Genomic DNA, 11,925 nt, shown 5'->3' with positions numbered 1-11,925 from the left:
AGCGCAAACAAGGATGCGTAGGGAAGCGGCGCTCACGCGCACCTGATGCGTTCATCGAAGTTCGACGGCTGCCTCGAACTTCCTCACGTGGTTGCCGCAGGTGTTGGGATTGCGTCGAGCCTGTGGCCGTTGGTTCGCGGGACAGAAGTCTCGGCGCTGTCCGCATTCGAAAGGAGGGGGATCATGCCTCGTCTTGCCGGTACCGTCGCCCTGGTTACCGGGGCGTCGAGTGGGATCGGGCGCGCCACTGCCGTGGAGCTTGCCCGCCAGGGGGCGTCGGTGGCCGTGGTCGGCCGCCGAAAGGACCGTCTGTCCGAGGTCGCGGACCAGATCGCCGCCGCCGAACTCCTCGTGCGCCCCACCGAACAGATCTGAACCACCGCGCGAGAGCGAGCGAACAAACCCACTCAGAACACTAGAGAGAGGCGGAGTGGCATGAACACACACGGTCCGCTGCTGGCCGAAGGCGACTCGTCGTTCAGCGGCTCCACCATCACGGTCATGGTCTGCTTGCTGCTGACCGCAGCGATTATCGTCGCCGGTGCCAGCTTGCAGCTGGTACAGGGAGCCAAGGGCGGCGATGCAACCGCTGACCATATCCACCGCTTCATGGCAGGGGTCTACATCGGGTGGGCACCCATGTTCGTCTGGGCGGGCCTCACCATCCGCGACCACGATCACGGTCCCTTGATCTACCTGTTGACCGCACCGATCTTCCTCGGGTTCGCCGGGCGGATGCTCTCCCTCGCCCTCCGGGGACTGCCCGTCCGTCCCAGCGAATTCTTGTCCTTCGCGGCACTGGAATTCGTCCTGGGATGCGTCATCGTCATCGCACACGCACTGGGGTGATGGGTCATCTCGCACAGTGAGCTTCGACCCGTGCTGCTCGACGAGCTCTGCACGCTGCTGTCCCGCCACGCTCGCGAGGACGGGGCCACGGCCATCGAGGATCTGCTGGTGGGCCGCGAAGAATCCGATGTCACGCCTCCACCGTCGATGGCCAGAACACGCATGACGCTGATCACCCAGGGCGCAAAACGTCTTGCCCACGGCGAGCAGGTGTTCGATTACCGGGCCGGACAGTACCTGGTGACATCCATCGCCATGCCGCTGACGTGCAGATTCACCGATGCCACCCCACAGCGGCCGGTGCTGGGCCTGTGTCTGCTCCTGCAAGCCTCCGAAGTCGCCGAGCTGTTGTTGCAGGCCCCGCCCAGCACCCTGCGCGATCGCGACCACACCGCACCACCGACGATCGCGGTCAGCACCGCCTCCGACGAGTTGCTCGACGCCACCGTGCGGCTCGTGCGCCTGCTCGACCAGCCGCGCGACTTGGATGTCCTTGCGCCACTGGTCAAACGGGAGATTCTGTGGCGGTTGATCACCGGTGAGCACGGGGCCACGGTCCGCCAGATCGGGCTCGCTGACCCCCGGCTGTCTCCGATCGCCCAAGCCGTGCAATGGATCCGGCAGCATTACAGAGAGCCGTTCCAGGTCGAAGACCTCGCCGAGCTCGTCGGCATGAGTCCATCGGCGTTCTATCGCAACTTCCGGTCCATCACGCACACCACGCCGGTCCAGTATCAAAAGCGGATCCGGCTGCACGAGGCGCGTCTTCTGCTGGCGGCCAATCCCAAAGACATCGCCAACATCGGATATCTCGTGGGCTACGACAGCCCATCACAGTTCAGCCGCGAATATCGGCGCCTGTTCGGCGCACCCCCCAGCCAGGATCCTGTGGGCTTCGCATCCCGAGACACCGTCGAATGAACAGCAAGGATGCCGCGCCATCGACAAGATCGTGTGCGGCTACCTCGACGACGGCATCAATACATCTTCAGGCACTCTGAGAGAAAGACTCTGGCAGTGGACAGTCCATTCGGCCCAGTGGGGACTGCGCGATACCTTCTGTTGACAAGTTTCAAGATAGACGGGTCCCCGGTCGCCACCCCGGTATGGGCCGCACTCGACAACGGCAAGCTCTATGTCTCCTCCCTGCCCGATGCCGGAAAGGTCAAGCGCATCCGCCGCAATCCCGAGGTCACCGTCCAACAATGCACTATCCGCGGCAAGGCGCGCGGCGAGATCGTGCGGGGCACCGCGGTCTTGCTCGACGAGGCCGCCACCGCCAAGGCACGCCAGCTGATCCGGCACCGCTACGGATTCCAAGGCTGGATAGCCACCCTCAGCAGTCGCCTGCGACGTGGTGACAACGCCAACATCGGAATCGAGATCTCCGCATCCTGATCACGCACCGGCAATTCTCGGCAATATTCGACACGATCACATGCCACGACGGACGCCGACCACCACGGCGGCCACCGTGACCACGTCCGTGTCCACGAAGTCGGCATCATCGCAGCCAAATGGCAGGCGCCGCCACGGGTACTCGACGCGACACTGCCACGAGAGTGCAGGGTCCGACACCGCCCGAAATCAGTGATCGAACTCCGCTCGTCCCCGGCACGCTGGGGAAAGATCCAGCATAACCGCCAAAACTGTTGACCCGCAGAATAATTCACGGTCGAGCAGCTGAAGTCGTTCAGGGACATGATAAAAGATCAGCCACTGGACGAGTTCCGTCCTGCCACCGTGGATAGTGCAGCTGGACCAAAACGCGGGTGCGGCGCCTTCGAAGGCTGCTTTTTCGACGATTGCTACCGGAACCCCTTGGGAGGGGTAATGCCTAGGTCTGCCAGAACGGTATTGCCGACATCGGCGGAGTCGCCGCCGATGAGCGTCAGAGTTCTGGCCTGTTGGTAGGGGCAGCAGGCTGCTTCGAAGGCGGCCGCGATGGCGGGTAGCCCGTCGGGCTCGTTGTCGAGTAGAGCTGCGGCGCGGTCGACGATCGCGTCGGCGATCGGGTTGCCTGCCACGGAGGTTCGCGCCGCGGCGAGGTAGTCGCGGGCGTCCGGATGACCGGCGAGCACCGCGGCCTCGGCGCGAAGTGCCAGATACCAATGGCGCCATACCCAGACGACTCGCTCGTCCATCTGGTCCGGCTCCGCTGCCAGCCCCGCCAGGGCCCGGTCGGCTCGTCCACGGTGCAGCAGGACGATCGCATCGAACACGGCGGCGTAGGCGGCCTTCTGCTCGCGCGTCGCACCGAGCGCGTCGACGGTGGCCAGCCACTCGGCTCGCGCCGCGTCGTCGCCACGCAAACCGTGGACCAGCGCCACCGCGGCCGCCGCTGTCGCGAGGTGGGGCGCGGGCAGGCGTCCGGCGAGCTCCCATGCGTCGAGGAACCGCCCGCCTGCCGCGAGCACCTCGGCGACATTGCCCGCCAGTGCGTCCGCCACCAGCAGCCGGGACGTGGCGAAGTCACCCCGTTCGGCCAGCAGCGGCAAGTCGCGAAGCTGCTCGCCCCACCGCTGGGCCCCCGCCAAATCGCCCACTCCGACGCAGGTTTCGGCCGCCTCGGCGAGTGCGTTGACTCGCTCCAGCGCGCCGGCCGCCGTCACCGGCACCGACTCGAGCAGCTCGACTCGTCGAAGGGTCGTCGCCGCGGTGGCGAAGGTATCGCCCGCCCAGCACTGGGCCGCGGCGAGTGCGTCGAGCGCAGCGCTCTGCGCCAGCGGATCGCCGGTCCGATACGCCAGGTCGACGGCTCGCTCGGCGAGCGCGATCGCCTCGGGCGCGCCGAGCCCACCCTGATCCGGATCGATGGCGTCGGCGAGCACCCCGCATTCGGCCAGTGCTATCGCGGCCAGCGCGGCCGGATCCGCCCCCGCCAGCTCGCGCGCCTCGGCCAACAGCATTGCGGCCGCGTCCGAGGGTGGCCGCTCGGAGAACGTGTCGGACATCCGATAGACGGTGATCGCGGCCGTGGCCAGGTCGCGTGCGGCCGCGGCGGGGTCGTCGGCGCCGGTGTCGGCGGCGGCGCGATACAGGCGATACATGTCCTCGCCGCGCATGCGACAACCCGCCACCGCCGCGGCGCACCGCAGCGCCGAGGCGGCGGCCGCGGGGTCGTCGGTGAGCGACGCCGCCTGTTCGTAGCGCCGCTGGGACTCACCGACCAGATTCCGGGCGAAAGTCAGCTGAGCCAGGAGCACGGCCAGCTCGTGCGCCTCGGTGCGGTGACCGGGCTGTTCCACCGCCCAGGCCAGCGCCGCCCGGATATCGTCGGCCGCCGCGTCGAACCTGGTGCGCCACCCGCCCGTCGCCGCGGGCAATTCGGCGGCCAGGTCGGCGGCGGTCTTCGAGCACCAGCGCAAGTGGCGGGCAAGAACTTCGGCGAGTTCGCCGGTCGCGACGAGTTGCTCGGTCTCGTACTGGCGAATCGTCTCCAACGCCCGGTAGCGGGTGCCCGCCGAGGACACCACGGTGGTCAGCAGGCTCTGCTCGGCGAGCCGGGCCAGCCCGTCCGCGACCGCGTCCGGCGCAAGCGGTGGATGGCCGGCCACCACCGCGGCGTCGGCGGCGGTGAACGGCGCGACGAGCACCGCGACGCGGCGCAGCAGGCACCGGTCCGAGTCGGTGAGCAGTGCCTGGCTCCAGTCGAGCATGGCCCGCACGGACTGATGCCGGTCGTCGGCGCGACGTCCGCCGACGAGCAGCCGCAGCGGGTCGGCCAGGCTCGCGGTGAGACCGTCGAGACCGAGCGTGGGCAGCCGGGCCGCCGCGAGTTCGATCGCCAGAGCCAGCCCGTCGAGCCGCTCGCAGATCTCGGTGACCCGGTCGCGTTGCCCCGCATCCACGGGCCAGCCCAAGGCGGAGGCGCGTTCCAGGAACAGCGCGATGGCGTCGTTGTCGCGGTCGCCGTCGAGGGAGAGCGGGGGCACCGCGTAGACGTGCTCGAAGGGCACCATGAGCCGCGCCCGGCTGGTGGCCAGGACGGTCACGCGCGGGCAGCGCGCGAGCAGGCGCTCGATGAACGGCACCGCCCCGTCGAGCAGGTGTTCGCAGTTGTCGAGCACGAGCAGAGTGTGGCGATCGGCCAGCGCGGACTGCACCGAGTCGTCGAGGCTACGACCCTGGTTTTCGCCGAGGCCGAGCGCGCCCGCCACCGCGGAGCCGATCATCGCCGGATCCGTGACCGGCACGAGGTCGACGAACCAGACGCCGTCGGCGAAGTCACCGGCCAAGTCCGCGGCGGCGGCCAGTGCCAGCCGGGTCTTGCCGATCCCGCCGGGACCGAGGGCGGTCACGTGGCGATGCGCCCGGACGGCTTCGCGCAGCGCGTCGCGCTCCGAGGCTCGGCCGACGAACGACGTCAAGGGCGCGGGGAGGGCGACGATCGTCTCGCTCATCCGCTCCGCCCTGGCGAAATCGGCCGAGCGGGCGGCGAGCGCTCGCCGGTCGGGCACGCCGACCTTGCGCAGCAGCGAGGACACGTGGGTCTCCACGGTGCGCACCGAGATGAACAGCTGCGCGGCGATCTCCGCATTGCTGCGGTGTTGCCCCACAAGACTCAGGACCTCGGCCTCCCGGTCGGAGATCCCGACGGCAACCTTCTGCTTCGACACGTCGCCATCTTCCCGTACGGGTCTCGGCTCCGGGTCGCACGGGCAACGCTACGGGCACGTTCAGTGGAGCGTTCCGTGGTCGGCACGGATGTCGGTGAGCCGCGCCGTCCATACCGTAATTGCCATGGACATCGGAGGAACGGCCGAAACGGCGCAAGCGTCCTCCGGTACCGCGCCCCAGACGATCCCGACCACCTCAGGAGTGATCATGACCGCCGGAATCAAGACCGTCCTGCATCCCGTATCCGACTTGGCGGCGGCCAAGAAGATGTACGCCGCGCTGCTCGGCGTCGAGCCGCAGACCGACGGAACCTACTACGTCGGCTTCGAAGTCGAGGGCCAGCACATCGGACTGGTGCCCGGCGGCGGACCGCAGAACATGACCGCCCCGGTGGCGTACTGGCACGTGCCCGACATCGAGGCGAAGCTCGCCGAGGTCACCGCGGCGGGCGCCACGGTCGTCGAGCCCGTGCGCGACGTCGGTGCGGGTCGCCTGGTGGCCACCGTCACCGACCCCGACGGCAACGTCCTCGGTCTGCTTCAGGACCGCTGAGCGCCCCCGACCCATCGACACCCGAACGAAGGAACCGACAATGACCACTCAGCAGACCACCACCCGCACCGCCGCCAAGAGCAAGAGCGCGGTCGGCTTCACCGCCGAAGAACGCGCCGCGATGAAAGAGCACGCCCAGGAGCTGAAGACGGCTGCCCGCCGCGGCTCGCGCGCCACCAAGGCCGACGGGGAGAAGGACGTGCTCGCCAAGATCGCCGACATGGCGGACGCCGATCGCGTGCTCGCCGAACGGATTCACGCCATCGTCAAGGCCAGCGCACCGCAGCTCGCGCCGAAACTCTGGTACGGCATGCCCGCGTACGCCAGAGATGGCAAGGTCGTGTGCTTCTTCCAGAGCGCGGAGAAGTTCAAGGCGCGGTACGCGACGCTCGGCTTCAACGACTCGGCGAACCTCGACGACGGCACCCTGTGGCCGACGGCCTTCGCGCTGACGAAGCTGACCGCCGACGACGAGAAGAAGATCGGCGAGCTCGTGCGCCGGGCGGTGAGCTGAGGCCACCGCACCCGGTGGCCCGGTGTACCGGCGGCCGAGTTCAGGACCGCGGAGCCGCTGTGGAGCCCATGCCGAGCAGCGTCTCCGCCACCGTCCGCATATTGCGCAGGTATTCCTCCCAAGCCGCCGGGTTCGCGTTCCGGCGCTGTAGCGCACCACTGGCCAGCGCGTAGCCGATCGTCTCCGCGACCACGCGCGGTTCAGCGACCGGCGCGACCGTCGCGGCCTGCCGTTGGCGCTCGATCCACCGGGCGAAGCGACGGATCGGGCGCTCGGCGATCTCGGTCGCGAGACCGGCCAGGGCCGGTTCGATGGCGCCACGCTCCTCGATCATCCGCAGCAGCGGACCGGCGTCGCGGGCCGCGGCGGCGAAGGCGTCCATGGTGGCGCGCAACGTCTTTCGCGGATCGTCGCCGACCAGGCCCGGTTCCTGCGCGGCGAGGAAATCGTCGCGCACCCTGGCGGCCAGCGCATGGAAGATTTCCTCTTTCGACGCGAAGTACACGTACAGCGTGGCGCGCGCGACACCGGCCTCGGCGGTGATGGCCGCGACGGTGGTCTCGGCGTAGCCGCGCGCGGCGAAGACCCGCGCGGCGGCGTCGAGCAGGTCGCGGTGGCGGTCGGTGTGCGAGCGTTCGCGCGCGGCGCGAACCGACCAGGCGGAGGAGGTCACGGCACCCATGCTCATTGACGTTGACGTCAATGTCAACGACACTGGGCGGCATGCGCGTCGTCGTGGCCAACAGAGGAGAGATCGCGGTTCGAGTCCTGCGGACCGCGCGTGAGCACGGATACTCCACGCTCGCGGTGTACACCGAGGACGAACGCGAGGCCATGCACGTGCGCCTGGCCGACGACGCGGTGGCGTTACCCGGACTCGGCGCGGCCGCCTACCTCGACGTGCCGGGCATCGTCGCCGCGGCGCGGAAGGCGGACTCCGGGGCGCTCGTCCACCCCGGATACGGATTCCTCAGCGAGAGCGCCGATCTGGCGGCCGCTTGCGCCGCGGCGGAGCTGGTGTTCGTCGGCCCCGCGCCGGAGGTGCTGCGGATCTTCGGCGACAAGACCGCGGCGCGCGCCGCGGCCGAACACGCGGGCGTGCGCGTGCTGCCCGCGACCGCCGCGGGGTCCGGCGTAGCCGAGATCGCCGAGCTGCTAGCCCGCTATCCGGAGGGCGTCATGGTCAAGGCCGCGGCAGGCGGCGGCGGACGCGGCATGCGAGTGGTGCGCGACCCCGATGCGGTGGCCGCCGCCTACGAGCACTGCCGGGCCGAGGCGCGGGCCGGGTTCGGCGACGACACGGTGTACGCCGAGGCGCTGGTTCCGGAGGCGAGGCACATCGAGGTGCAGGTCGTCGCGGACGGCGCAGCGGCGGTGGCGGTCGGCGACCGGGATTGCAGCGTGCAGCGCCGCCACCAGAAACTGATCGAGATCGCGCCCGCGCCCGGCCTCGACGCCGGACTGCGCGAGCGGCTGCACGCGGACGCCGTCGCGCTCGCCGAATCGGTGCGCTGCCGCGGCGTGATCACCGTCGAATTCCTGGTCAGCGGAACGCATTACTGGTTCCTGGAGGTGAATCCGCGACTACAGGTGGAGCACACCGTCACCGAGGAGGTCACTGGCATCGACCTGGTCGCGGTCCAGTTCGAACTCGCGCGCGGCGCCACGCTCACCGAGCTCGCGCTGCCGGATCCCGCGCCGCGCGGCTACGCCGTCCAGGCCCGGGTGAACGCCGAAATCGTCACGGCCGGTGGGGAAGTGCTGCCCGCCTCCGGCACCGTCGCGCGGTTCGCCGCGCCGACCGGCGTCGGCGTGCGGGTCGACACCGGCCTGTACGCGGGTATGCGGCACGGCGTGCACTTCGATTCGCTGCTGGCCAAGGTGATCGCGCGCGCCGGGACGTACCCGGCCGCGCTGCGGCGGTGCGCCGACGCGCTGGCCGAGACCGTGGTCGCAGGCGTGGACACCAACGCGACGGTGCTGCGCGCGGCACTCGGCGAGCTCGCCGACGGGCACACGGTGAGCACCTCGTGGTTCGAGCAGCGCGTAGCCGAATTCGTCGCTCGCGCGGCGGATCTCGCCACCTCGCTCCCGGTGGCCGACACGACGCCCGACAACACCGGTGCCCGCGTTCCCGACCGACTTCTCGACGGGGAGACCGCGCTGCTCGCGCCGATGGGCGGCACGGTCGTGAGCTTGGTGGAGCCGGGTACCGTCGTCGCGCCGGGCGACGAGGTGGCCGTCTTGGAGGCCATGAAGATGCAGCACGTGCTGCGCGCGGAGCAGCCGCTGCGCGTGCTGCGACACCTGGTCGCACCCGGCGACACCGTCGACCCGCACACCGCGCTGGTGGTCTGGGCCGCCGCCGAGCACGACGGCGAAACCGCCGATGTCACCGCCGTCGACCTGGACGCGATCCGCGCCGACCTCGCCGAGGTGCAGGAGCGCCACCGCGTCGGACTGGACGCCGCCAGGCCGGAGGCCGTCGCCAAACGCCACCGGCTCGGCAGGCGCACCGCCCGCGAGAACATCGCCGATCTGGTCGACGCCGACAGCTTCGTCGAGTACGGGGCACTCGCGGTCGCCGCCCAACGGCTGCGCCGCAGTCCCGAGGATCTCATCGCCAACACTCCGGCCGACGGCCTGATCACCGGCGTGGCCACGATCAACGCCGACCGCTTCGGCGCGGACGCGAGTCGCGCGGTCGTCCTCTCCTACGACTACACGGTGCTCGCGGGCACCCAGGGCATGCGCAACCACGTCAAGACCGATCGCATGCTGGAACTCGCTCGCGAGCAACGACTTCCGGTCGTCTTCTTCACCGAAGGCGGTGGCGGGCGGCCGGGCGACACCGACTACCCGGGCATCTCGGGCCTGGACGTCACCACCTTCCGTGCGATGGGCGCGCTGTCCGGTCGAGTGCCGCTGATCGGCATCGTCTCCGGACGCTGCTTCGCGGGCAACGCCGCTCTGCTCGGCATGTGCGACGTCGTGATCGCCACCCCCGACGCGAACATCGGCATGGGTGGGCCCGCCATGATCGAAGGCGGCGGTCTCGGTGTCTACGCGCCGGAGGACATCGGGCCGATCGACGTCCAGCGCCGCAACGGCGTGGTGCACTTGGTCGCGGCCGACGAAGCGGAAGCCGTCGCCCTCGCGCGCCGCTATCTCGGCTACTTTCAGCGCGGCACCGCCGAGTGGACGGCGCCCGATCCCCGCGTGGCGCGGCACGTGGTGCCCGAGAATCGCTTGCGCGCCTTCGATATTCGCGCCGCCATCGCCGCGATCGCCGACGTCGGCTCGGTGCTGGAGCTGCGCGCGGACTGGGGCGTCGGCATCGTGACCGCCCTGGTGCGGGTCGAGGGCAGGCCCTTCGGGCTGATCGCCAACGACTGCCACCACCTCGGCGGCGCGATCGACGCGCCCGCCGCCGACAAGCTCGCCATGTTCCTCCGGCTCTGCGACGCGCACGGCCTCCCGATCGTATCCCTCTGCGATACACCGGGTTTCATGGTCGGTCCGGAAGCCGAGACGCACGCGACGGTGACCAAATTCAGCCGTTTGTTCATCGAGGCCGCCGGACTGTCGGTGCCGTGGGGCACGGTGATTCTGCGCAAGGGCTACGGCCTCGGGGCGCAGGCCATGGCCGCGGGCTCGTTCCGCGCGCCGCGGTTCGTGATCGCCTGGCCGACCGGCGAGATCGGCGGCATGGGTCTGGAGGGCGCGGTGCGGCTCGGCTTCGCCAAGGAACTGGCCGCCATCGAGGACCCCGCCGAACGACAGACCGCCTTCGACAACCTCGTGCGACTCGCCTACGCCAACGGCAAAGCGCTCACCGCGGCGACCGTGCTGGAGCTGGACGACGTCATCGATCCCGCCGACACTCGCCGCTGGCTGCGCACGCTGCGGTGATCAGGACCGCTGTCGGTGGGTGCTGATAGACAAGACCGACCGTTGTCGACCGAGGTAGGGAGGTGGGGCGTGGCACGTGAGCTGGCGGATCTGCCGTTCGCGCGATACCTGACGCCGTTCGAGGGGGAACCGGCGCGCGAAGGCGATTACGACTGCGTGCACGTCGAGGACCGGCAACTCGAACACCCCACCGGCGAGTACGTGCGCTTCGAGCAGTCCGCGTTCAGCTCGCTGACGATCACCCGGGGCAGCTTCCGGTACGGCCGGTTCGACGACGTCTGGTTGCGCGCCGTCGCGTTCGTCGGCACCGAGCTCGCCGATACCTCTTGGCAGGACGCGGAATTCGTCGAGGGCGCGCTGTCCGGCGTGGACGCGCGCGGCGCGGTCCTGCGCCGCGTCCGATTCGAGGGCTGCAAATTCGACTCGGTCAACTTTCGCGGCGCGAAGCTGCGCGAGGTCTCCTTCGTCGACTGCGTCCTGCGCCACACCGATTTCGGCGAAGCCGAACTGAACACGGTCAGCTTCCCAGGCTCCACCCTCACCGACCTCGCGCTGAACAAGACCCGAATGCGCAAGGTCGACCTGCGCGGCGCCACCCGAATCGGCGTCGCCGAAGGCCTCGACGGCCTCCGCGGCGCGACCATCACACCGTTGCAGTTGATGGACCTCGCACCGAGTTTCGCCAGTGCCCTGGGCATCACCGTCGCCGACGAGCCCTGACGGAGAACCACCGGCTTCAGGCCGCGAGCCTCGGCGGCACTGTGCAACCGCCACCGCGCTGCCGGATTTCGCGCGGAGGTAGGCGACCGCAGCCGCGCCGCGGGAGGGCGTTGCTTGGTCTACTGTGGCGGCGTGGGGTTTGCCGAGTACGGGCCGGGTGATGTCGTCTATTTCCCCGAGGGGCCGTTCAGCGGAATCTGCGCCGTCGTGCGCGAAGTGGACGCTCGTAATGCCAAGCTACGCATAGAGTTCGGGGAGGGCACTGTTCATCGCGAAGGCAACGTGCTTCGCGAGCGGAGGCACGGGCTGACTGTCGGATTCGACGAAGTCGAGTTGGTCTAGCGAACGGCCGCTTTCGCCGCGCATTCGAATGACCGAGGCTATGCGTATACGTATACTCCGAGCATGGATCCCCTGAGCCTTGCGGTCGGTGCCGCGCTGGTCGGTGTCGGCTTCGTGTGCGGCAGGGTGGGGCGGCGGCGAGCGCGGTCGGGGGCGAAGGCACTCACCGCGCGTTGCGGGTGCGGGCACGATCTGGCACTGCACGATCGGGAGACGGGTAAGTGTCACGCCGAGATTTCCCGGAAGGGCGTGCACGGTCTGCGCGAGTGGGTGGGCTGTCAGTGCCGCCGCTACAACGGCCCGACGCCGTTGGAGGACGTGTTCGCGCCGCCGATTCTTCCACCGAACTCCTGAACGCGCGGCGACAGCCAGAATCCTTGTAGGCGAACGGATTTCCGAACACCGGCCTCGATTGC

General features: G+C 69.5%; 11 protein-coding genes and 1 pseudogene. 10 read left to right on the top strand and 2 right to left on the bottom strand.

The window, feature by feature from the left end:
* Positions 1-183 precede the first annotated feature (183 nt).
* The 4 genes and pseudogenes from FB390_RS34400 to FB390_RS23485 form a co-directional block, all read left to right on the top strand.
* Positions 184-342: pseudogene (locus FB390_RS34400) on the top strand (SDR family NAD(P)-dependent oxidoreductase); the annotation flags it as partial.
* Between the two features lie 93 nt (positions 343-435).
* Complete coding sequence (locus FB390_RS23495; protein ID WP_141810891.1) at positions 436-849, top strand: DUF4345 family protein; 414 nt, start codon at positions 436-438, stop codon at positions 847-849.
* A 30-nt stretch (positions 850-879) separates the two neighbouring features.
* Positions 880-1,770, top strand: a complete 891-nt coding sequence (locus tag FB390_RS23490) for an AraC family transcriptional regulator (RefSeq protein ID WP_141810890.1) — start codon at positions 880-882, stop codon at positions 1,768-1,770.
* A 96-nt stretch (positions 1,771-1,866) separates the two neighbouring features.
* Positions 1,867-2,247: a PPOX class F420-dependent oxidoreductase gene (locus FB390_RS23485; RefSeq protein ID WP_281292404.1), complete on the top strand. Its 381-nt coding sequence runs from the start codon at positions 1,867-1,869 to the stop codon at positions 2,245-2,247.
* A gap of 410 nt (positions 2,248-2,657) precedes the next feature.
* Here FB390_RS23485 and FB390_RS23480 read toward each other — a convergent pair whose 3' ends face one another.
* Complete coding sequence (locus FB390_RS23480; RefSeq protein WP_185757147.1) at positions 2,658-5,468, bottom strand: ATP-binding protein; 2,811 nt, start codon at positions 5,466-5,468, stop codon at positions 2,658-2,660.
* A 208-nt stretch (positions 5,469-5,676) separates the two neighbouring features.
* On the opposite strand from FB390_RS23480, the gene FB390_RS23475 reads away from it, so the two are divergent.
* Positions 5,677-6,021, top strand: coding sequence for a VOC family protein (locus FB390_RS23475; protein WP_141810888.1), 345 nt, complete (start codon positions 5,677-5,679; stop codon positions 6,019-6,021).
* Between the two features lie 40 nt (positions 6,022-6,061).
* Entirely contained in the window at positions 6,062-6,535 is a 474-nt protein-coding gene (locus FB390_RS23470; RefSeq protein WP_141810887.1) for an iron chaperone, read from the top strand.
* A 40-nt stretch (positions 6,536-6,575) separates the two neighbouring features.
* Here the strand turns inward: FB390_RS23470 and FB390_RS23465 are convergent, their stop codons facing one another.
* Positions 6,576-7,208 (bottom strand): TetR/AcrR family transcriptional regulator, encoded by a 633-nt coding sequence (locus FB390_RS23465; RefSeq protein WP_185757146.1) that lies wholly within the window; start codon positions 7,206-7,208, stop codon positions 6,576-6,578.
* A 29-nt stretch (positions 7,209-7,237) separates the two neighbouring features.
* Between FB390_RS23465 and FB390_RS23460 the strand changes: the two genes are divergently transcribed.
* From FB390_RS23460 to FB390_RS23445, 4 genes are all read left to right on the top strand, one after another.
* On the top strand, positions 7,238-10,447 hold the full coding sequence (locus FB390_RS23460) for an acetyl-CoA carboxylase family protein (RefSeq protein WP_425465876.1): 3,210 nt from the start codon (positions 7,238-7,240) through the stop codon (positions 10,445-10,447).
* A gap of 69 nt (positions 10,448-10,516) precedes the next feature.
* Positions 10,517-11,167 carry a pentapeptide repeat-containing protein gene (locus tag FB390_RS23455; protein WP_141810885.1) on the top strand — a complete coding sequence of 217 codons (651 nt, stop codon included), beginning with the start codon at positions 10,517-10,519 and terminating at the stop codon, positions 11,165-11,167.
* Positions 11,168-11,299: 132 nt separating this feature from the next.
* Entirely contained in the window at positions 11,300-11,509 is a 210-nt protein-coding gene (locus tag FB390_RS23450) for a hypothetical protein (protein WP_141810884.1), read from the top strand.
* A gap of 63 nt (positions 11,510-11,572) precedes the next feature.
* On the top strand, positions 11,573-11,863 hold the full coding sequence (locus FB390_RS23445) for a hypothetical protein (protein ID WP_141810883.1): 291 nt from the start codon (positions 11,573-11,575) through the stop codon (positions 11,861-11,863).
* Positions 11,864-11,925: the final 62 nt, after the last annotated feature.

Origin of the sequence: Nocardia bhagyanarayanae (assembly GCF_006716565.1) — a bacterium.
GTDB classification, from domain to species: domain Bacteria; phylum Actinomycetota; class Actinomycetes; order Mycobacteriales; family Mycobacteriaceae; genus Nocardia; species Nocardia bhagyanarayanae.
Note: the sequence above shows the minus strand (reverse complement) of the source record. Positions and strands in the feature narration are given on the sequence as shown.

Coding starts and splice junctions, on each gene's coding strand:
- FB390_RS23495 (WP_141810891.1), top strand. CDS start 436: ATGAACACACACGGTCCGCTGCTGGCCGAAGGCGACTCGTCGTTCAGC.
- FB390_RS23475 (WP_141810888.1), top strand. CDS start 5,677: ATGACCGCCGGAATCAAGACCGTCCTGCATCCCGTATCCGACTTGGCG.
- FB390_RS23470 (WP_141810887.1), top strand. CDS start 6,062: ATGACCACTCAGCAGACCACCACCCGCACCGCCGCCAAGAGCAAGAGC.
- FB390_RS23460 (WP_425465876.1), top strand. CDS start 7,238: ATGTCAACGACACTGGGCGGCATGCGCGTCGTCGTGGCCAACAGAGGA.
- FB390_RS23445 (WP_141810883.1), top strand. CDS start 11,573: ATGGATCCCCTGAGCCTTGCGGTCGGTGCCGCGCTGGTCGGTGTCGGC.